The sequence below is a fragment of the Shewanella sp. 125m-7 genome (genome assembly GCF_052977045.1).
Window position 1 is genome coordinate 16,671 of sequence record NZ_JBRILQ010000019.1, and the last position, 21,140, is coordinate 37,810.

At 43.5% G+C, this 21,140-nt stretch carries 20 protein-coding genes and 1 riboswitch; of the genes, 11 read left to right on the top strand and 9 right to left on the bottom strand.

What is annotated here, in order from left to right; genetic code table 11:
• Nucleotides 1–18 precede the first annotated feature (18 nt).
• On the bottom strand, nucleotides 19–1,854 hold the full coding sequence (locus ACVBIL_RS10615; protein WP_447166955.1) for a TonB-dependent receptor domain-containing protein: 1,836 nt from the start codon (nucleotides 1,852–1,854) through the stop codon (nucleotides 19–21).
• 158 nt (nucleotides 1,855–2,012) lie between these two features.
• Nucleotides 2,013–2,184, bottom strand: a riboswitch (cobalamin riboswitch).
• A gap of 428 nt (nucleotides 2,185–2,612) precedes the next feature.
• Nucleotides 2,613–3,971, bottom strand: a complete 1,359-nt coding sequence (locus ACVBIL_RS10620; protein WP_447166956.1) for an MATE family efflux transporter — start codon at nucleotides 3,969–3,971, stop codon at nucleotides 2,613–2,615.
• A gap of 33 nt (nucleotides 3,972–4,004) precedes the next feature.
• On the opposite strand from ACVBIL_RS10620, the gene ACVBIL_RS10625 reads away from it, so the two are divergent.
• Nucleotides 4,005–4,622, top strand: coding sequence for a riboflavin synthase subunit alpha (locus ACVBIL_RS10625; RefSeq protein ID WP_447166957.1), 618 nt, complete (start codon nucleotides 4,005–4,007; stop codon nucleotides 4,620–4,622).
• Nucleotides 4,623–4,739: 117 nt separating this feature from the next.
• On the opposite strand, the gene ACVBIL_RS10630 is transcribed toward ACVBIL_RS10625, so the two are convergent.
• The 3 genes from ACVBIL_RS10630 to ACVBIL_RS10640 form a co-directional block, all read right to left on the bottom strand.
• The gene (locus ACVBIL_RS10630; RefSeq protein WP_012277111.1) at nucleotides 4,740–4,940 is read right to left on the bottom strand and encodes a CPXCG motif-containing cysteine-rich protein; all 201 of its coding nucleotides are present in this window, start codon (nucleotides 4,938–4,940) and stop codon (nucleotides 4,740–4,742) included.
• Between the two features lie 2 nt (nucleotides 4,941–4,942).
• Nucleotides 4,943–5,680 (bottom strand): pteridine reductase, encoded by a 738-nt coding sequence (locus ACVBIL_RS10635; protein WP_447166958.1) that lies wholly within the window; start codon nucleotides 5,678–5,680, stop codon nucleotides 4,943–4,945.
• 169 nt (nucleotides 5,681–5,849) lie between these two features.
• Nucleotides 5,850–6,116, bottom strand: coding sequence for a hypothetical protein (locus tag ACVBIL_RS10640; protein WP_447166959.1), 267 nt, complete (start codon nucleotides 6,114–6,116; stop codon nucleotides 5,850–5,852).
• A gap of 287 nt (nucleotides 6,117–6,403) precedes the next feature.
• On the opposite strand from ACVBIL_RS10640, the gene thrS reads away from it, so the two are divergent.
• The 5 genes from thrS (at nucleotide 6,404) to ACVBIL_RS10665 (ending at nucleotide 10,205) form a co-directional block, all read left to right on the top strand.
• Nucleotides 6,404–8,332, top strand: coding sequence for a threonine--tRNA ligase (thrS, locus tag ACVBIL_RS10645; RefSeq protein ID WP_447166960.1), 1,929 nt, complete (start codon nucleotides 6,404–6,406; stop codon nucleotides 8,330–8,332).
• 3 nt (nucleotides 8,333–8,335) lie between these two features.
• On the top strand, nucleotides 8,336–8,878 hold the full coding sequence (gene infC, locus ACVBIL_RS10650; protein WP_220764059.1) for a translation initiation factor IF-3: 543 nt from the start codon (nucleotides 8,336–8,338) through the stop codon (nucleotides 8,876–8,878).
• 87 nt (nucleotides 8,879–8,965) lie between these two features.
• A complete protein-coding gene (gene rpmI / locus ACVBIL_RS10655; protein ID WP_012155497.1) occupies nucleotides 8,966–9,160 on the top strand; it encodes a 50S ribosomal protein L35 in 195 nt (64 codons plus the stop codon).
• Nucleotides 9,161–9,178: 18 nt separating this feature from the next.
• Nucleotides 9,179–9,538 carry a 50S ribosomal protein L20 gene (gene rplT / locus ACVBIL_RS10660; protein WP_012155496.1) on the top strand — a complete coding sequence of 120 codons (360 nt, stop codon included), beginning with the start codon at nucleotides 9,179–9,181 and terminating at the stop codon, nucleotides 9,536–9,538.
• A gap of 214 nt (nucleotides 9,539–9,752) precedes the next feature.
• Nucleotides 9,753–10,205 carry a hypothetical protein gene (locus ACVBIL_RS10665; RefSeq protein WP_447166961.1) on the top strand — a complete coding sequence of 151 codons (453 nt, stop codon included), beginning with the start codon at nucleotides 9,753–9,755 and terminating at the stop codon, nucleotides 10,203–10,205.
• Nucleotides 10,206–10,338: 133 nt separating this feature from the next.
• Here ACVBIL_RS10665 and trxB read toward each other — a convergent pair whose 3' ends face one another.
• A complete protein-coding gene (gene trxB / locus ACVBIL_RS10670; protein ID WP_447166962.1) occupies nucleotides 10,339–11,292 on the bottom strand; it encodes a thioredoxin-disulfide reductase in 954 nt (317 codons plus the stop codon).
• A gap of 275 nt (nucleotides 11,293–11,567) precedes the next feature.
• Between trxB and ACVBIL_RS10675 the strand changes: the two genes are divergently transcribed.
• The 3 genes from ACVBIL_RS10675 to ACVBIL_RS10685 are packed head-to-tail and all read left to right on the top strand — an operon-like array spanning nucleotide 11,568 to nucleotide 13,332.
• Nucleotides 11,568–12,695 (top strand): M14 family metallopeptidase, encoded by a 1,128-nt coding sequence (locus ACVBIL_RS10675; RefSeq protein ID WP_447166963.1) that lies wholly within the window; start codon nucleotides 11,568–11,570, stop codon nucleotides 12,693–12,695.
• A gap of 41 nt (nucleotides 12,696–12,736) precedes the next feature.
• Entirely contained in the window at nucleotides 12,737–13,054 is a 318-nt protein-coding gene (locus ACVBIL_RS10680; protein WP_447166964.1) for a zinc ribbon domain-containing protein, read from the top strand.
• Nucleotides 13,051–13,332: a YeaC family protein gene (locus ACVBIL_RS10685; RefSeq protein WP_447166965.1), complete on the top strand. Its 282-nt coding sequence runs from the start codon at nucleotides 13,051–13,053 to the stop codon at nucleotides 13,330–13,332. Before ACVBIL_RS10680 ends, ACVBIL_RS10685 begins: the two co-directional genes overlap by 4 nt.
• Nucleotides 13,333–13,448: 116 nt before the next feature.
• On the opposite strand, the gene ansA is transcribed toward ACVBIL_RS10685, so the two are convergent.
• Entirely contained in the window at nucleotides 13,449–14,465 is a 1,017-nt protein-coding gene (gene ansA, locus ACVBIL_RS10690) for an asparaginase (RefSeq protein WP_447166966.1), read from the bottom strand.
• Between the two features lie 180 nt (nucleotides 14,466–14,645).
• A complete protein-coding gene (gene sppA, locus ACVBIL_RS10695; protein ID WP_447166967.1) occupies nucleotides 14,646–16,487 on the bottom strand; it encodes a signal peptide peptidase SppA in 1,842 nt (613 codons plus the stop codon).
• Between the two features lie 155 nt (nucleotides 16,488–16,642).
• On the opposite strand from sppA, the gene ACVBIL_RS10700 reads away from it, so the two are divergent.
• Together ACVBIL_RS10700 and ACVBIL_RS10705 are read left to right on the top strand one after the other, a co-directional pair.
• Nucleotides 16,643–18,658, top strand: a complete 2,016-nt coding sequence (locus ACVBIL_RS10700; RefSeq protein WP_447166968.1) for an oxidoreductase — start codon at nucleotides 16,643–16,645, stop codon at nucleotides 18,656–18,658.
• A gap of 753 nt (nucleotides 18,659–19,411) precedes the next feature.
• Nucleotides 19,412–19,774: a YgiW/YdeI family stress tolerance OB fold protein gene (locus ACVBIL_RS10705; protein WP_447166969.1), complete on the top strand. Its 363-nt coding sequence runs from the start codon at nucleotides 19,412–19,414 to the stop codon at nucleotides 19,772–19,774.
• Between the two features lie 149 nt (nucleotides 19,775–19,923).
• Here ACVBIL_RS10705 and ACVBIL_RS10710 read toward each other — a convergent pair whose 3' ends face one another.
• Complete coding sequence (locus ACVBIL_RS10710; protein ID WP_447166970.1) at nucleotides 19,924–20,865, bottom strand: hypothetical protein; 942 nt, start codon at nucleotides 20,863–20,865, stop codon at nucleotides 19,924–19,926.
• Nucleotides 20,866–21,140 lie beyond the last annotated feature (275 nt).

A 21,140-nucleotide genomic window follows, 5' to 3' on the forward strand; every position in this document is an offset into this window, starting at 1 on the left:
TATCTGTTTCAATCGAGGTTAAAAAGCTTGATAGCTGACGCTTAAGAACAGCTGACGGCCAGGGCTGAAGTAGTTTCTATCTGAGATAATCTCTTCATCGAGTAGATTGTTGGCTTTGAGTCTCAGTTGCCAAGCATCGCCCAGCTTATAACCTAGACTGATATCTAACTGATGATAGGCATCAAGAAAATCTGTAGTGCCGTCATAATCGATATCACCAGCATTACGCTCACCTTGGAAGTGATAGTTCATCAACAGATCGACATCAGACCATGCATAGCTCAGGGCATAATCGAACTCGTGCTCGCTTCTCCCCACAAGTTGCTCATCGCCATCTTGGTCAATGGCATCGATGTAGCTGTAGCCCAGTTGATGCTCGAGCCCCCAAGTGCTGTAGTTTAGTGATAGTTCGACACCGGTAATTTTGGCGTCTTGAATATTGGCGGGTTTCCAGATCTCGTAGCCATCCTCATCTAGCTCTGGAGTTGGAGCCCATTGGATAAGGTTACTGATGGTATTTTGGTACAGGCTCACGTAACCACGTAGGTTATCGCTTGAATAATGCACCGTTAGATCAAGGTTTTCTGATGTCTCAGAAACTAAATCCGGATTACCGGTACCAGGCCAATACAGGTCGTTAAAACTTGGCACTTGAAAGCCTGTTCCAGCACTTGCTGTGACTCGCCACTGATCATTAAATTGATAAGCTAAGCTCGTATTGTAGGAGGTTTCGCTGTCGATATTTTCGACATCGTCATAGCGGACAATACCTTCCATCAGTAGTTTTCCATACTGGTAGCGTGCAAGGGCGTAGACACCAACTAAGCTGCGCTCATCAACGGCGTAGTCACCCGCGATAGATTCATTAGACCAATCTATACCGCCGATAAATGTTAGGTTATCGCTTGCTGAGTAACGGTTACTCCAATTAACTTGATCTCGAATGGTTTTATATAGACTAATACCTAGATCTGAATTGTCAGCGCGAAAGTTCTCATTTTTATCTTGTGACTGCCCAACGGCGAGTTTGCTGGTTAGCTTATCATTCTGGTATTCAGCCGCCGCGTTCCATAGGTAGTTATCATAATCGGCTTCGTTGGCGCGACTATTATCGTATTCGTAATTACCTGTCTCAAGCAGCCCCGTCCAAGTGAGAGACCATTGTGCATTGAGAGTTTGTTGACCATTAATACTCATACCTAAACGATCGTAACCATCGTCGTCATGTTCACTATCATTTTTAATATCATAACCGTCGCTTTGTTCGCGGTTAATGCTCAAGCTAGTGTGGCCATCACCGTGACTGATCCCCGCGCCAGCGGTAGCTCGCATATATTCGTCGCTGCCATATTCTGCTGAGGCAAACCATTCTCCACCTTCAAGCTTGCGAGTGAATATTTGAATCACGCCACCGATGGCATCACTGCCCCAAACTGCGGCTCTAGGGCCTTTTACCACTTCAATACGCTCAATATTTTCAGGCGATAGGGCATTGAAACTCACAGCGCCTAATGTGGCTGAGCCAATACGTACTCCATCAACGAGGACTAATACATGGCTAGAGTTAGTGCCGCGCATGCTGATGGATGCAGATTGTCCGGCGCCGCCGTTACGCGTAACGCTAACACCTGGCAAGGTTTCTAGCAGATCGACAACAGACTTGGGATTAAGTCTGTTTATCTCTTCTCTTTCTATGGTGTTGATTACAGCAAGTTGTTGATCCGGATTGGTATCAAATCTGTCACCGGTAACGGTTATTGTTTCAATGCTAGGGTTAGCTGGTATTGCAGCTTGAGCCGAAAATGTGTGAAAAATTGCAATTGAAAGTACAGAAAGTCGCAGTTTAAAACTCATGATAAACCTTTAATTATTTGAGTTAGAAATTTGCGGGAAAATGCGTCATAGTAAAGTCGCAAAATGCATGACTTTATTTATCGACGAATAGAAAATATAGGTGTGATCAAATTTGAAACCAGCACCTGCATCGTCTATTTGCTCAAGAAACCCGCTTGAGTCAATAGTGCTTTTGGGTCGGTCTCCTGGCTTACAGCGTCTAGAAACATTCCTTCCCAGTTATAACCAGTGGTAATAATGTTTCGCTCTGTTTACAGTTGCAGGTACAGCCGTGGAATTTCACCACGTTCCCGATTAAGTCGCTTAACGCCCTTAAGTGGGCGGGAATATAGCGGCTATATCGGTGTTGAAACGAGGTAAAGATCACACCCAAAATGTAAAACGAAAAAGACTGTTATTTTCCACAGTCTTTTAAATGGAAGTTTGACGTATGGTGCACGCTGGGCTTTATTGGCTCGCACTTTCGAAGCGTTAAATTTTCTCAGGTTTTGATTTGGTTTTGCGATTTATTGTGCACGTATAAAATGGCAGGAAATTGAGAGACATCCTTTTCAATAAGCGAAAAATAAACCATTTGCGGACGTTTTGTTGCTTATTTTTGACGCTTCCAAGTCGGTTTTAGAAGGTGAAATTTGCTGATAAAACTTGCCCATAAAAAAACAGGCTAACGGCAATAGCGTTAGCCTGTTTTTTATGCTGGAACGTTAGTGCTGAAACTTAGTACCGAGTATTTAGCACTTGTTTTTTAGTTTTGCCGATTAAAGGGCTGAGTGCTTAACGCCCTTTTTTTGAGTGTATCTTAAGCGTGCGGCAAACATTATCGCTGCACTAGTAAGACCTGCAATTAAGCCTATCCAGAAACCTTGGGCGCCCATGTGCGGTACTATGATATCGGTACGCGCTAAGGTATAACCTAAAGTCATTCCCACGCCCCAGTACGAAACTAAGGTGATATAAAACGCGCTACGCGTATCTTTATAACCACGCAGTGCACCGGCGGTAACCACCTGAACAGAATCTGATAACTGATAGATAGCGGCATAGAACATCAAGCTACCGGCCAGTGCAACGACTTCTGGGTTGTCATTATAAAGTAGTGCGATTTCGTTTCTAAACAGTATGGTAATGATTGCAGTACAGGCTGCTAAAGAGAAAGAAATAATAAGTGCGAGCTTGGTCACCAAGGCTGCAATTTCGGGTTTGTCCTGGCCTAAGTAATAGCCGACACGAATGGATACTGCGATACCGAGTGAAAGCGGTAACATAAATACAATCGATGAAAAGTTAAGTGCAATCTGATGGCCAGCCACCACGGTTGCGCCCAAAGGGGCAAGTAAAAGTGCGATGATTGCAAATAAACTCACTTCAAAAAATAGCGCCATAGCTATCGGAAAGCCATGTTTTGTCATTTCAAACATGACTTTAAAGTCTGGCATATGAAAAGATTTGAACGGAGCAAGTTCTTTAAATTTGTCATGGAACTGCATGTAGATGACCATAGCAATAAGCATTGCCCAAAACACTAATGCTGTTGCAACACCACAACCGGCGCCGCCCATGGCTGGCATGCCAAAGTGACCATAGATAAAGATGTAGTTGGCAGGGATGTTAACGGCTAGGCCAACAAAACCAATCACCATAGTGGGAAATGTGTATGAGATCCCTTCGCTACAGCCTCTAAGTACTTGATAGAGCACGAATGCCGGTACGCCCCACATGAAACCATTTAAATAACCAATACCGAGTCGTGCCATTTCGGGTTCAAGCTCCATCATGGTGAAAATATTCTCTGCAAATGAGAGGATAAGCACCACAACTATGCTACCAATTATGGCAATATAACCAGCTTGGTAAGCTAAAGGCTGAATCGCTTTTTGATTATCGGCGCCATGGTGGTGAGCAAATACTGGGGTAAAGGCCATTAACAAGCCTTGTACAAATAGTAAAGCTGGTAGCCAAAGGCTTGCACTGATAGCGACCGCGGCCATATCGACGGCACTAACACGCCCTGCCATAACGGTATCGATAAAGCCCATCATAGTTTGCGTGACTTGAGCAATTAGCACGGGTAGCGCTAATTGGATTAAGCGTTTGGCCTGAAAGCCAGAATGGTTCATGGGTATTGCCCTTAATACTAACGAGAGATAATAATGTTTACAGGTATAGTTCAAGCAACATGCGAAGTGTTGGCGATAGATAAGAAATCTGGCTTAAATACGCTACAAATCGCAATGGGGCCGGATTTGCGCGAGGGACTTTCACTAGGGGCAAGTGTCGCAAATAACGGTGTTTGTTTAACTGTTACAAGAATAGAGGATGATAGGGTGTTTTTCGATGTAATGGAAGAGACCCTAAAGCTAACTAACCTATCAAAACTGAGAGTTAGCTCACAGGTTAACATCGAGCGTTCGTTAACCTTTGGTAGTGAGATCGGCGGGCACATATTATCGGGCCATGTGCACACCCAAGCCGAGGTCGAATTTGTTAGTGCTACGGACGCGCATTATGACATCTGTTTGAAGATTGAACCTAAGTGGATGAACTATATTCTGTATAAAGGTTTTGTGGGGGTGAATGGCTGCAGTTTAACCGTAGGTGAGGTGACTGAAATGAGCTTTATGCTTCATTTAATTCCTGAAACATTAAAGCTAACCAACTTAGATGGCTATGTTAAAGGCGATAAAATTAACATAGAAATAGACAGCCAAACCCAAGCGATAGTTGATACCGTTGAGCGTGTATTAGCGAAGCGTTTTGAAAAGCAATAACCTAGCATTCTAGTCACTGTTTATAGAATTTCTATAGGGCTAGCAGATCATACTGACTCATGCGGCGATATTGTCTAATGCTGTGTCATTAGCACAGTAGATTATATCGACAGTGGTTTAGTAGATCTGCTCGTCGTCTGAATCGATAAAAAACTCAATTTTATGCTGTGCTTCATCCATGTGTAGACGCATATGGATTGGGTTACAACACACTCGGCAATCTTCATAGTAATCTTGATCACCACAAGTTGCGTCGATATTGATATGTTGGTGGTGTCCGCAATGGGGACAACTAATCGTCTTGTTGATGAATCTCATATTCACGCTCCCATAAAACCTACTGCGCTTCGCCCTCCATCTACAGCAATGACCTGGCCTGAGATATAAGACGAACTGACTAAGTGACATATAAGTTTGGCAATGTCCTCTGGCTGGCCAAGCTTAGCTAACGGGATTGCACTTAACACTGCTTGTTGTGACAGTGTATCGGATTGCTCTGGCCATAAAATCGCGCCGGGTGATACACCATTAACGCGTACATTTGGTGCCAACTCTTGCGCCAGTGATAACGTCGCCATCTCAAGTGCTGCCTTAGATATAGAGTATAGCCCATGATCTTTTAGTGGGCGCCGTCCATGGATATCAAGCAGGTTAATTATGCAGCCATTATTCTTGCCTAATAGGGGGCTCAATGCTTCGGCTAATAAGTAGGGTGTAATAAGGTTTGTCGCAAGCAATTGTTGTGCTTGTGCAAAGGTTGTCTCGCCGGTCGAGGTCGGAATAAAGCTAGCAGCATTATTGACTAAAACTGATAGAGATAGCTGAGATGATTTAATTTGTGAAACCAGCTGATTTACTGCGTCAGCCTGAGCTAAGTCGGCCTGCATGATGATTGCAGAGTCGGCGCGCTTAGTGTTTAGTTGAGTGCAAAGTGCTTGGGCTTGCTTTTCAGATTGCCCATAATGAATGACTATATTGTAGCCTTCATCGTGTAGATGAGTGGCGATAGTATATCCAATCCGTTTTGCCGCGCCAGTGACTAATGCCCACGTTGTCATATTAAATCCATTCACTTGTGATTCATGAGAGGTGGCCACAACTTAACGAGTGTCAGCTATTAGCCATTGTAGTGACATCATAGTCACAGTAAACGGGTAATAACAGATGAGTTGTACAATTACCTATGTAAAGCCAACTGGAAATTAATACCAAGGCTGTAAAGCTTCATTAATATCCGTCATAAGATTGCTCTGTATTTGTCAATTTGGTCCCATCGAGCATCTTGATATCAACTAAAGGCTTTTGCGTCATCTGGATATTCAGATATTGGCTATCAATAACGAGTGTTTTACTCATTTGCAATAGGGCTTGGTGTAGTTCGGTTTCGAGCTGTATGGCAACAGTCTGCTTATCTATAGTGGCAACGGTCATTTGATTCGGTTGGTTTAAATCTGCTTGAAAAAGCACTGCAGCAAACATCAATGTATTAATCATCATTAGCTCCTTATTAAGTTGCGGATAGCTTAGCGAGTAAGTGTGAATAAATTGTTACGTTAACCCGTTAGTTTTGCTGCGCTTACCCTTGAGTTTTTCTCTCTTTTAATTAGAAAAACTAATACGATGGAAAACTTGCATCATATAGTGGCTATCACTTAGAATTAGCAGCTTGCGCGCTGGAAAACACAGACTCCAGTAAGGTCTAGTCCCAGTTGCGTAAACACTTACTTAATTTTAAAACCAAGTGGCCCTACGTAGGGGTCACCACTGGAAAAGGAATCATCATGCCTGTTATTACACTTCCTGACGGAAGCAAACGTGAGTTTGCTAACCCTGTTTCTACTTTAGATGTTGCTGCCGATATTGGTCCTGGTCTTGCTAAAGCGTGTATCGCTGGTCGCGTGAACGGCGAGCTAAAAGATGCGTGCGATATGATTGAGACTGATTCAGATCTTGCTATCATCACAGCTAAAGATGAAGAGGGCGTAGAAATTCTTCGTCACTCATGTGCTCATTTGCTAGGTCACGCGATCAAGCAACTGTTCCCAGAAACCAAAATGGCCATTGGTCCAGTTATCGATAATGGTTTCTACTATGATATCGACTTAGATCATAAGTTGACTCAGGAAGACATCGATGCGTTAGAAAAACGCATGGCTCAACTTGCAAAGACTAACTACGCTGTTGATAAGCGTGTTGTGAGCTGGCAAGAAGCGCGTGATACCTTTGAAGCGCGTGGCGAAGTTTACAAAATGGCTATCTTGGATGAAAATATCCCGAAAGATTCAACGCCAGCACTTTATCACCATGAAGAATACATCGACATGTGTCGTGGTCCGCACGTACCTAACATGAAGTTTTGCCAAAACTTTAAGTTGATGAGTGTCGCTGGAGCCTATTGGCGCGGTAACTCTGACAACAAAATGTTACAGCGTGTATATGGTACAGCTTGGGCTGATAAGAAAGCACTTAAAGTGCACCTTAACCGTCTTGAAGAAGCGGCTAAGCGTGACCACCGTAAAATTGGTAAACAGCTTGATCTTTACCACATGCAAGAAGAAGCACCAGGTATGGTGTTCTGGCATAACGATGGTTGGAGTCTGTTCCTAGAGCTTGAGAAGTTTATTCGTCAAAAGCTTGGTCAGTACACATACCAAGAAGTTAAAGGTCCGTTGATGATGGATCGCGTATTGTGGGAACGCAGTGGTCACTGGGATAAGTACTCAGACGCCATGTTCACGACAAGCTCAGAAAACCGTGAATACGCAATTAAGCCAATGAACTGCCCAGGCCACGTTCAGATCTTTAACCAAGGTCTTAAGTCATACCGTGATTTGCCACTTCGTATGGCTGAATTTGGTTGTTGTCACCGTAATGAGCCATCAGGTTCACTTCACGGCCTAATGCGCGTACGTGGCTTCACTCAAGATGATGCACATATCTTCTGTACTGAAGATCAAGTTCAGCAAGAAGTTAGCGCGTGTATCAAAATGGTTTACGACACATACGAAACATTTGGCTTTAGCAACATCGTTGTGAAGCTGTCGACACGCCCTGAAAAGCGTATCGGTGATGACGATATGTGGGATCGTGCAGAAGAAGCGCTTAAGAAGGCATTGACTGCAAATGAGATCGAATTTGAAATTTTACCGGGCGAGGGCGCATTCTATGGTCCTAAAATTGAATTTACATTGCATGATTGTCTAGACAGAGCGTGGCAATGTGGTACAGTGCAGCTCGATTACGCGTTACCTGGTCGTCTAGGTGCAACTTACGTTGCTGAAGATAACAGTCGTCAAACACCTGTTATGATCCACCGAGCGATTTTAGGTTCATTAGAGCGCTTCTTGGGTATTCTTATTGAAGAATACGCAGGCAAGTTCCCAGCTTGGTTATCACCAGTTCAAGTTGTTGTAATGAATATTACCGACAAACAGTCTGATTATGTCGACAAAGTCGTTAATTTATTAAAAGAACATGGAATTCGTGCAACTAAAGACTTGAGGAATGAGAAGATAGGCTTTAAAATACGTGAACATACTTTAAGGCGAGTGCCTTATTTACTGGTCGTTGGTGACCAGGAAATGGAAAATAATGAAGTAGCGGTGCGTACCCGTGAAGGAGTTGACTTAGGTAAGATGCAAATCGAAGAATTTGCAACTAAGCTCAAAAACCAGATTTCGCTCCGTAGTCTCAATTTGTTGGAGGATTAGGTCATAAAGATCAAAAAAACAGCAGGGCGCCAGGCGGCCCCGAACAGAATTAACGAACTCATCGTTGGTGTATCTGAAGTCCGTCTAAACGGTTTAGATGGTGAGCAGTTAGGCATCTTAACTATTAAAGAAGCACAAGAAGTTGCTGATGAAGCAGGTGTTGATTTAGTTGAGATCAGTCCTAATGCTGAGCCGCCAGTTTGTCGTGTCATGGACTACGGTAAGTTCCTTTTTGACAAAGCCAAAGCTCAAAAAGAACAAAAGAAGAAGCAGAAAATTGTACAGGTGAAGGAAATTAAATTCCGTCCCGGTACAGACGAAAACGATTACCAGGTAAAACTACGCAACCTGACTCGTTTTCTAGAAGACGGCGACAAAGCGAAAGTAACGCTGCGTTTCCGTGGTCGTGAGATGGCTCACCAAAGTTTAGGTATGGATCTTCTGAACCGTATCAAAGCTGATTTGGAAGTTATAGCAGTAGTGGAGTCTTTCCCGAAAATGGAAGGTCGCCAAGCTGTTATGGTTCTTGCGCCGAAAAAGAAATAGTAAGGCAACCATAAAAGTAACAGGGGCCTATTAAGGTTTCCTGTTCGCCTTGCGTTTTATTAATTGTCCCAATGCGGAGTTTTAGCAATGCCTAAAATGAAAACAGACAAGGGTGTACAAAAGCGCTTTAAAAAAACTGCTAACGGTTTTAAGCGCAAGCAAGCCCATTTACGTCATATTTTGACCAAGAAGAGCACTAAGCGTAAACGTCACTTACGTGCAAAATGTCAAGTAGCTAAGTCTGATGTGCCAGCAATCGCACGTCAACTACCATACGCTTAATTAAAGGAGCAATGAACAATGCCTAGAGTTAAGCGTGGTGTAACCGCTCGTGCTCGTCACAAGAAAGTACTTAAACTAGCTAAAGGTTATTATGGCGCTCGTAGCCGTACTTACCGTGTTGCTGTTCAAGCAGTAACTAAAGCTGGTCAATATGCTTACCGTGACCGTCGTCAGAAGAAACGTCAATTCCGTCAACTATGGATTGCACGTATCAATGCGGCATCTCGTCAAAATGGTCTATCTTATAGCCGTTTCATTAATGGTTTGAAAAAAGCATCAATTGAAATCGACCGTAAGATCCTGGCTGACATCGCTGTTTTCGATAAAGTTGTATTTGCAACTTTAGTTGAAAAAGCAAAAGACGCACTAGCTAAGTAATTAGCTTAGAATCTTTTGAAAAAGGGAGCCTTAAGGCTCCCTTTTTTTATGCTTAAAATTCATAAATGAGCAGAATTAACCTGCACTGATTAATCCTAGTTCAGGTGACTTATACCAATTGCATTAAGTATCTGTTCATTCAGTGGGAATTCAAAGTACTGAAGGCAAGTAGGGAACTTGAAGCTTATTCTTATCTATTTTAAGAAAACGTCTTATGATTAAAGTTTTATTGGCATTGTTGGTTGTTACACTTTTTTTGCTTGTCTGGTGGGCGGGTAAAGATGACTCATTTATAATGGTTCTGCTGGGTATGGTTACCATTGCTAGTGGTGTGAAGATTCTCTTTCATTGCTTAAGCGTTGAGATATCGAATAGAGCACCACGAATAAGTCAGTGGTTCACCGAACCTATGACTAACCTGATAAGTTTTGTTGCTACGGTTGGGGCGTTAATGGTTTTACTCACCACCACTTGGAGCTTGCGTATAATGACAGCCGGTGGCACTCCTATTGATGGCGGTCTCGTCGATGTGCTCAATTTGAATGGTTTAATGTTTAATATGGTCTGCATCATTTCAGGTGCCATGGTGCTGGGGTTACTATTGTCATTGAAGCTATTGAGTATCCGCAAAAGTACAACGACCAAGCAAGGTAATGAGTCAAGCTGATGATTTTAAAATAGTTAACCCATGAGGTAAATATAAAACAGAGGTGTCAAAATGATTCAACGTAGTGAAAATTAACGATAAAAAGCTGGTTGATGCCAGCTTTTTATCGATGTCAAAATCAAAAGTCGATTGATTACTGCTTGGCGTCTAAGTAACGTTCAGCGTCTAGTGCTGCCATGCAACCAGTACCAGCAGAGGTAATGGCTTGGCGGTAATGTTGATCCATTACGTCGCCTGCTGCGAACACACCTTCAATGCTAGTTTGAGTCGCGTTACCATCAAGGCCACTTTGCACTTTAATATAGCCATTGTTCATTTCTAACTGGCCTTCAAACATTGATGTGTTTGGTTTATGACCAATAGCAACGAATACGCCTGCTACTTCTAGATCTGTGATGCTAGCATCTTTAGTGCTCTTCATCTTAAGACCGTTTACGCCCATTTGATCGCCGACCACTTCATCAAGGGTGTTATCAAGGTGAAGGATGATGTTGCCATTGGCTACTTTGTCCATTAGGCGCTTAGTTAAGATTTTTTCGCTGCGGAAGCTATCACGACGGTGAATAAGATGAACCTCAGACGCGATGTTGCTTAAGTAAAGTGCTTCTTCTACTGCAGTGTTACCACCACCAATGACGGCAACTTTTTGGTTGCGGTAAAAGAAACCATCACAGGTCGCACAAGCTGACACACCACGGCCTTTAAAGGCTTCTTCAGACTCAAGACCTAGATACATGGCTGATGCGCCAGTAGAGATGATTAGCGAGTCACAAGTGAATTCGCCATTGTCGCCTTTTAGCTGAAAAGGGCGCACATTTAGGTTCACTTCATTGATGTGATCAAAAATGATCTCTGTTTCAAACTTCTCCGCGTGCTTTTGCATACGCTCCATTAATGCTGGACCAGTAAGGTCTTCAGCATCGCCTGGCCAGTTTTCAACTTCTGTGGTAGTGGTTAATTGACCACCTTGCTGAATGCCTGTGATCAATACAGGCTTTAGATTTGCGCGAGCAGCATATACTGCGGCTGTGTAGCCTGCAGGGCCTGAACCCAGAATAAGTAGTTCACAATGTCTAGCTTGGGTCATTAGTTTCTCCGTTCCTTAACGAATGCGGTACTGCAAGGGGAACAACTTCCCACTTGTTTTACGAATTGCAGCGATTGTATGGAATTTCATGGGAGGGGTAAAGCTCTGTATTAGGCTTTAGATGTTATGGCTACTAACTCTAGCTGTGATATTTAACGGTTTTTGTTGGGTTTTGGCTGTTCCTTATCACATTTTGGTTTATTCTATAGCCCAAAGAGTGGCATCAGGCTTTAATGCCGAGTCATAACGTAAAACGAAAAGTAAAAGGAAGTGTTATGCGTATTACCGCGAACTTTGATAGTGGCAACATTGAGGTTATCAATCAAGATAACAAGGACGATGTTCAGTTAGCGATCCGTCCTGATGAAGGTGGAGAGTTTTTTCAGTGGTTTAACTTCAAGCTAGAAGGCGTTGTAGGCACCCAGTACACACTTAACATAGTTAACGCGGATAAAGCCTCTTACACAAAAGGTTGGGAAGATTACCAAGCTGTGGCGACCTACGACCGCCAAAACTGGTTTAGACTGCCGACACAATATAAGGACGGCAAATTAAGCATTCAAGTAGATCTTGATTGCGATGCAATTCAAATCGCTTACTTTGCGCCATACAGCTACGAGCGTCATCAAGATCTTTTGGCTGCAGTACAAGTGCATCCGCAAGTTAGCCTAGAACATCTCGGTTTAACCCTTGATGGCCGTGACATGACATTAGTTATGATTGGTGACGGCAACGAAGACAAAGCTAACATTTGGATCACGGCGCGCCAGCATCCTGGTGAAACCATGGCTGAATGGTTAGTAGAAGGCCTGATGAACAACTTGCTTGATAGCGACTGCCCAACAGCAAAAGCATTACTCGATAAAGCCAACTTCTACATTGTGCCAAACATGAATCCGGATGGTAGTGCGCGCGGACATCTGCGTACAAATGCCGTTGGCACTAACCTCAACCGCGAATGGAAAACGCCTTCTTTAGAGAAGAGCCCTGAAGTGCTATACGTGGTTAATAAGATGAAAGAAACTGGCGTGGATCTGTTTTATGACGTCCATGGCGATGAAGGCCTCCCATACGTGTTCCTCGCGGGTTGTGAAGGCGTACCAGCTTTCACTCAAAAAGATGCACTACGTCAGCAAGCGTTTGTTGATGCACTATTGATGGCGACCCCTGATTTCCAAAACGTTTATGGCTATGACAAAGACGAGCCCGGTCAAGCTAACCTAACGGTTGCATCAAACTGGGTTGCACATACCTTTGGTTGTCTTTCAAATACCCTTGAAATGCCATTTAAAGATAACGCGAATATGCCTGATTTGATGGCTGGGTGGTCACCAGAACGTTGCATTTATCTAGGTGAAGCGTCATTGATCGCAATGAACGCAGTTGTCGATAAACTTAAGTAAGCAGTAGAGCAAAACTTGAGGCGTAAACTAAGAGGTAGCCCATGGCATTAGTTAATTGTCCTAGCTGTAACAAGCGCATATCCAGTATGGCTAAGCAGTGTCCACATTGTAAGGCGAGCATTACGGCAGATAATGAAAGTCTTAAAGTGATTAGTCATATAAAGCGTTCGAATCAGTTGATGAATCAAAGCTTTTTAGCATTATCGTTATTTATAGGCGGCGTGGTGACTTGGTTTTGGGGCGGCGAGCCTGCTGAGGGCATAAGATCTTATATTGCCCTTAGTGCATTCGCGCTTGGCTTTGTAGGCTACTTAATTACTCGACTGCAAATCGTATTGCATAAACGGAAGAAAGTATGACTGACATAAATCAAGTTATCGATGATATGCCTGATGAAGTTTATCAGCGCTTGCTTAGTGGTGTTGAGTTAGGAAAATGGCAAGATGGCACAGTGTTGACTCCAGAACAACGTGCATCGACACAACAGGTCGTCATGCTGTATCAAGCTAGGCGCTTAAAGCAAACCGACCACTTCACCATTAATAGTGAAGGGCTGGTAAATGAACTCTCTAAATCTGAGCTAAAGAAGCAATTCAAAGGCGAGTCTATCGCCGAGTTTTCAGAGAAAGAGCTTTAAACCTGAATTCTCTTTATTGATAAGCGAATTTTAAAAAGCCCGAAACGATTAATATCGTTTCGGGCTTTTTATTTATTCAAGTCGTTATTTTAGTCGTTGTTCTAAAGCTAAGCAGATTAATCGACGGTTAACTCACCCGCAATAGAAGCCTTCATCGCCCCACGGATCTCATCTGGGGTCATGTCGGTAGACAATAAGTAGTGCAATTTAGTGAGTGCAGCCTCTGTCGTCATATCGTAACCACTGGTCACCCCTGCTTCGGCAAGTGCGTTACCGGTGGCATAGCCATCCATATTAACGCGTCCCTGTAAGCACTGTGTGAGATTAACGATGACGATGCCACGCTCATTAGCTTGCTTAAGAGTTTTTAACAGCTCAGGTGTTTGTGGCGCATTGCCGACACCAAAAGTCAGTAAGATGAGCGCTTTAACGGGTTGCAGTAATATGTTTTCGAAGATCTCTGTATTGATCCCAGGATAAAGCGTCACTACACCGATAGGTTGTGGGCTGATCTTTGCCACTTTAAGCTGTACATCGGGATTGATTTTTGCACGCTGGCCGGCAAGCCAGCGAATTTTAATACCGGCTTCTAATAGAAGCGGGAAGTTTGGTGATGCAAAGGCATTGAAGCCATCGGCATGGACCTTGGTGGTGCGGTTTCCTCTAAAGAGTTTGTTATTAAAGAATAGACAAACTTCGGCAACCGGATAGTTGGCTGCGATATACAAGGCGTTGAGAAGATTAGTTTGTCCATCGGAACGCAATTGAGCTAGGGGGATTTGCGAACCGGTTACGATGACAGGTTTTTGTAAGCCTTGTAGCATAAAAGAGAGGGCTGATGCGGTGAAGGCCATGGTGTCGGTTCCATGGAGAATAACGAAACCATCATACTGATCGTATTTTGCTTTAATATCATCGGCAATCATTTGCCAATCGGTCGGTTTCATATTCGCAGAGTCGATGAGTGGCGAATATTCATTAATGACAAAGTCTGGCATTTCGTCATGATAAAACTCTGGCATGGCCTTAACACAACCAGTAAGAAAATCGGCAACAGGCGCAAAGCCTTGATCGGTTTTTTGCATACCGATGGTACCGCCGGTGTAGGCAACGTAAATAGATCGTTTAGTCATGTTTATTTGTTTTTAGTTCTAGGATTTGAGCAGGATGCAAAGATTATATACCCAAAGGGGTTAGAGGTGCAGGGAATATGGATAATTTGACAATGTAAGTGTGAAGTTTATACGTAATAAAATGCCCAGCGATTTACTGGGCATTTGGTGCATGGGAAAGCTTACCGTGCAATATAACGTTTAGTAGTTACAGGTATCGCAATACAGGTAAACCCCGTTTGGATCGTCGAATGACTTAAACTCATCAATTACAGTTGACCACTGGGCTAGCACTGTTTCAAGTACACTCGACTGAGCGACGCTTTGAGGTAGATAGCTTGAGGCCGATGCAAACATCTCTTGAATGAACTGTTCTTGAGGAGAAAGCTCTTTTTCAATGACTTCAGTATCGTATTGTTCCATAGATGCCATTTCAGCGGCTTTGGTTACTGCGTCTTGAAGCTCTCCTAAACCATCTACAAGGCCAAGTTCAAGTGCTTTACGACCAGTCCAAACACGACCTTGAGCGATACTATCAACTTGTTCTAGGCTCATATCGCGCTCCGTTGCCACTAATGAGATAAAGTCGTGGTAACCGCGTTCAATGTGGCGCTGGATGATAGCTTTAATTTGTGGTGACAGTCCTTTTGTCACTGAGAAACCCGCCCATTCAGAAGTGCCAACGCCATCAGTGTACACGCCGAGACTTGCTAGCGAGTCTTCGAAGGTGGTTACCATGCCAAAGATCCCGATTGAGCCGGTCAAAGTTGTCGGCGTTGCGTAGATATAATCGGCGCTTGCAGAGATCCAATATCCACCCGATGCGGCATAACTGCCCATGCTGACGATGACAGGTTTGTTAGCCGCTTTCAGCGCTAATACTTCTTGTCTGATTTGTTCTGAAGCAAACGCGCTGCCACCAGGGCTATCTACCCGAAGTACCACTGCCTTAACTGAATCATCGAAACGTGCTTTGCGGAGCAATTCAGACGTACTTTCACCGCCGATTTGGCCAGCAGGCTGAGAGCCATTAAGAATATTACCTTTGGCAACAATAATACCGACTTTATCATTCAGGCTCAGAGCTGGGTGGGTTTGAGTTACTGATAGATAATCAAAAAAACTGACGTGCTTATAAGATTCACCATCAGCAGATTTTCCGACAGCATCGACCATCAACAGTCTAAACTCATCGTAAGTTTTAAGGCCATCAACCCATTTCATGTTAATGGCCATTGTAGCCGACTGACCATCGGCTTTATCAAGCTCTGCGAGATACTGCTCGCCACTAAGTGAAAGATCAAGTGCGTCTATGCCGCGGTTTGCTGCGACAGTCTCTGCGTAGCTTTGCCATAGGTCGTTCAACAGCACCAAATTGGCTTCTTTAGCAGCATCAGACATATCGTCGCGTATAAAAGGCTCAACTGCCGACTTAAAGGTACCGACTCTAAATACATGCGCATTGATCTTTAACTTTTCGAGTGCCGACTTAAAGTAAAGGCGATAACGACCCAGACCTTCAATTTCAATACTGCCTTGAGGGTTTAAGTAGACCTTGTCGGCAAAACTTGCGAGGAAATATTGATTTTGTCCGTATCTATTGGCATTCGCTACTACGGTTTTACCGGTCGCTTTAAATGACTCAATCGCGTTACCAATAGATTGTAATTTACTGATCCCAGTACCGTGCAACATGCCCAAATCTAGCACTATTTGGCTGATGCGGGCGTCTGCAGCAGCATTTTCAATAACAGTCAGTACGTCAGCTAATAAGATCTCGCCACCACCGTCGGCCTCATTACTGCTTTTCATCGCAGCTTCTATGGGATCAACCTGACGCTTTTGGTCAACAATGACTCCTGATAGATTCAGCACCAGAGCGGCACCATCTTCGACTTCAACGCCATCATTCGAGCTAAGACTTACAATGATAATAGCGAGCACGCCAAAGAAAATAAGATTAAGTAAAAGCTTTCTTAATCCATTGACGGTATTCCATATAAGTAGGAACATCCTTTTAAAAATTGAGGGTTTAGTGGACATTACCCACTCCTTAATAACTTAGTTGGCGTAATGCTAACTGAAATCTCTTGGGAAAGGAAAACACAATTGTAAAGGAATCTGTTGTTTGACTTATTGAGCTTATTGTTTACACAGGGTATGCTGGATTAAATCACTTGTTTAAAAAGGATGTTTGAATGTCGTTTCCGCATTTATTAGAACCCTTAGAACTGGGTTTTACCCAGTTAAAAAACCGTGTATTGATGGGCTCAATGCACACAGGTTTAGAAGAAGAAAAGGGCGGTTTTGAGAAACTGGCAGCGTTTTATAAAGAGCGTGCTCTCGGTGGTGTTGGTTTAATTGTGACGGGGGGGATTTCGCCTAATTTACGGGGTCGCCTTGCACCTAACGCCTGTCAGCTTAGTTTCCCTTGGCAAGTTAAAAAGCATACTAAGGTGACGCAAGCTGTGCACGAGGGCGGCGGAAAAATCTGTATGCAGTTACTACATGCAGGCCGCTATGGTTATCATCCGTTTTCAAGTGCACCGAGTAAGATCAAATCACCCATAACGCCATTTACCCCGTCAGCAATGTCAAGTAGGCAAGTTGCGGGTACGATCAAAGACTATGCAACCAGTGCTGCGTTAGCTAAGAAAGCGGGTTATGACGGCGTAGAAGTGATGGGCAGTGAAGGCTACTTGATTAACCAGTTTGTGAGTTCTCGTACTAATAAGCGTACTGACAACTGGGGCGGAGCTTTCGAAAATCGAGCCCAATTCCCGATTGAGATCGTCAAACAAATTCGCGCCAAAGTCGGCACTGACTTTATTATTATTTTTAGACTGTCTATGCTTGATCTCGTCGATAATGGCTCGACCTGGGAAGAGGTCGTCCAACTCGCTAAGTGGCTTGAGCAAGCTGGTGTTACCATCATGAATACGGGTATTGGTTGGCACGAGGCTCGTGTGCCAACCATTGCGACTAGCGTCCCTCGTGGTGCATTCGCCTGGGTAACTGAGCGTTTGATGAAAGAGATATCAATTCCGCTGGTTGCCACCAACCGAATCAATACTCCTGAAATCGCAGAACATATTATCTCATCGGGTCAGGCTGACATGGTGTCGATGGCGCGGCCTTTCTTGGCCGACCCTGACTTTGTTAACAAAGCGGCGGCGAATACGCCTGAGCTAATTAATACCTGCATAGGTTGTAATCAGGCCTGTCTTGACCATTCTTTTGCCTTAAAGCGTGCAACTTGCTTAGTGAATCCTAGAGCCTGTTATGAAACAGAGCTTAACTTTACCCCTACTCAGAATAAGAAACGTATCGCTGTAATGGGCGCAGGTCCTGCTGGTATGGCGTTTTCTATCTATGCCGCGAGTCGCGGCCATGAGGTGGTGCTGTTTGAAGCGAAAGCAGAAGTCGGAGGTCAGTTTAACCTTGCACGCAAGATCCCAGGTAAAGAAGAGTTTAATGAAACCATTCGCTATTTTCTTCACCAGATAAAACGTCATAATGTAGAGCTTCGTTTAAACACCCGCCTTGATGCTAGTGTTGTTCGAGATGAAAAGTTTGATGAAATCGTGATGTCGTCAGGGGTGAAGCCAAGACCACTAGACCTACCAGGTTTTGATAATCCTAAAGTGGTTGATTATCAAAAAGTCCTTAATGGTGAAGTACAAATTGGTCAAAAGGTTGCATTAATTGGGGCCGGTGGCATCGGTTTTGATATGGCGCATTACCTTTGTGAGTCGGAATCATCAAGCCTAGATTTAAACCGCTGGTTAAAGCTGTGGGGCATTGATAAGGAATATAAACAAGCGGGTGGCTTAACTGATCCCGTTGCCGAAGGTAAGCACAGAGAAGTGTATTTGCTGCAGCGAAAAACCACCAAGATGGGCAAGGGACTGGGTAAAACAACTGGCTGGATCCATCGCTCAGTGCTTAAACAGCATAAAGTCGTGATGAAAACAGGTGTTAGTTATGAGAAATTTGACGAGCAAGGTTTGCATATCAAGCTTGATGGTAAAGCTGAAGTGCTAAATGTCGATAATGTCATCTTGTGTGCAGGCCAAGTGTCAAATACTGAACTTGTTGATGAGATGAAGTCTACCGGTATACCCGTTCACCTTATTGGTGGCGTCGATGTTGCCGCAGAGCTCGATGCTAAGCGAGCTATTCGTCAGGGCGCGGAACTGGCTATCGCGCTGTAAGTTAGCGAATGCCACTGTTTCTTGATGCTGCAGCTTAGCATTTAAAAAACCTGTTTATGCCGATGCATAAACAGGTTTTATTGGTGTTACTCAGGCAAGGTTAATTAATCATCATTGTCGTGATTTAATCTGTTATTTGACCTTACCTAATACCTATCCTATCTTGTACAGCATATCCTCTAGTGTAACCTGAATATAATGTCGTTTTGTTCAAACAACATTATCATATCGGAGCCACCAAACAGGAAATGACAAAGTCATCACCCTTATTCAGATAATCGCCTTCGTCCACACTGAAATTACATGATGAAATAACATCCATGCCGTTCGATAAGTAGGCGACAAGACCGACTGGAGAGTCAAAGCCAAATATCGGTATTATTCAAAGGAATAATTCACGATTGCTTCACGATCTATCTACTATGGTATCGATATAAAAGGCAGCAGCATAAGTAGCTTAATACTATAGTATTGATGACTAATGATAACGTTAGTCAAATACCTTGATAAACGCCGTGCCTATGCTGGAAAGCGTAAAAATGACCATGTTTAGGCCACTATTATTAGGGTAGGATTTGAGTTGGAATTGGTCTATGCCGTGGCTTTAATATGCTATTTCTAATGAAGTTAACCGTGGCCTTCTACTTTTAAAGTAACGAGTCCAGTGTTGCTCATAAGGGGCTATGCTTACTCTAGCTGATAGAGATTTTTAATCTATAAGTGTTAGTAAATAATTTTAAGGGGAAAGATGACATGAAAAAAATAGTATTAGTTAGTGCATTGATATTGGCATCATCAAGTGTATTCGCGGCTCAAACTAGTGATCCTCAGGGCGGCTTTATCGGCCCTAGTAATGTAAGCGTAAAGACAGTTGCAGTTGCTTTAGAAGCCAAAGACGACACGCCTGTTGTATTAACGGGTTACATCGTGGCAAGTTTGGGTGATGAAGCTTACAAATTCAAAGATGATACCGGGGAAGTCATCGTTGAAATTGATGATCGTGACTGGAACGGGGTTGCAGCAACGCCTGAAACTAAAGTTGTTCTTGAAGGCGAGGTTGATAGCAGCTGGTCTTACACGCAAATTGATGTAGATACGGTAAAATTAGCGAAATAGCCTCGTTGGGCATAGCAGTGTAGTGGCTATGCAGTGGTTTAGTTGTCGTTATATGGCTTTGCAATGTAAATGCCGAGCTCAATTGATAACTCTATTGGACCAGTAGTATTCGCTACTGGTCTTTTTGTTTTGGTTTTTGGCTTTTGTTTTCAATTCTCAGGCTTAAACTTTGCGCTTATTGAAGGTGTTATAGATAAGGCTAACGCGTCTGTTAGCTCTGCTAAGCTAGCTTGCTGACAGTATGCTAGTCGGTGTCTAATGCCATCTAAATATTGCGAGGCTTGATTATCAACCAAATACCAAAAAGAGCTTGTTTGTTCTGGCGTTTGATTAAAGAACATCAGTTCACTGTCGAGTAGCTTTTCTTGAGTTGAATGGTGCAGCCAGAGTTCGATCGGGCTTGTCGCCAAGTAGTCAAGTCGCTGTTGGTTGTCTTTGGTCAGTCGAGCTTTATCTTGACTCGATTTGCACTGTGCTTGCAGGTGTAACTCTTTGAGTAACATAAAAGGGCACTTACTTATGTAGGCTCCTTCATCCCGCTTAGCTTTATTATTTAACTCTTGTGTTTGTTGTGGCTGGGGTAAAATAAGCTCTGGCCAGTTAAGTTCATCGTTTGGTAAGCCTAATGCAATGCGTCGCTCCCCTAGCCAGTTATGAACCATGCAGGCTAAGTGCTCATCACTTTGCATTGTTAACTTACGCTTAAGGCTTGGTAATAGCGACATGCGTTTAACATTTAGCTGATTAGACAGTTTTGTCATCAGTACTGTGGTCACCAAACCTGTCGACGGCCAACAGTTAAGTTCTTTTTCTAATGACTCAGCGATCTCAATAAGTTGCAGTGTTAATGCCTCCAGTTCTTTTTCTGCAAAAGGAGCTGAGACAACGAAGGGACGCTTTGAGCCAACAAATGGGCCGTTAGAAATATTGATGAGTGTACTTAGTGTTGCTTCTTGCTTGTGGTGAGGTCTTGTACCATTAAAAATGAAAGTGGCTCCAGTTGATGGAATATCCCACTCTCCGTTTGCATTACCGATAATGGTCACTTTGCTTAGTATGGATAAAAGCTGAGTTGAGCTAACAGTCTGCATTCTTGCCTTCAGAATAAAGTCACTATGCGGGCTATTATACCAATGAACACAACAAGATTGTTGGATGTTGGTGTACTTTTTATCATATGTATCACATGAAGATACACGTGGTAGGTTTTGAACCTATACCGAGGCTAAGCACCAATACTTAGAGGCCAATTGTTTTGATGGCGGGGTAAAGCAAATTATGTGTGCTGGTGAAGAATGTTTTAAGCCCATTAAACCAGCGACTCATTCGCAACGAAGCAGAGAGTAGTGCCAGCGAAGACGTGGGC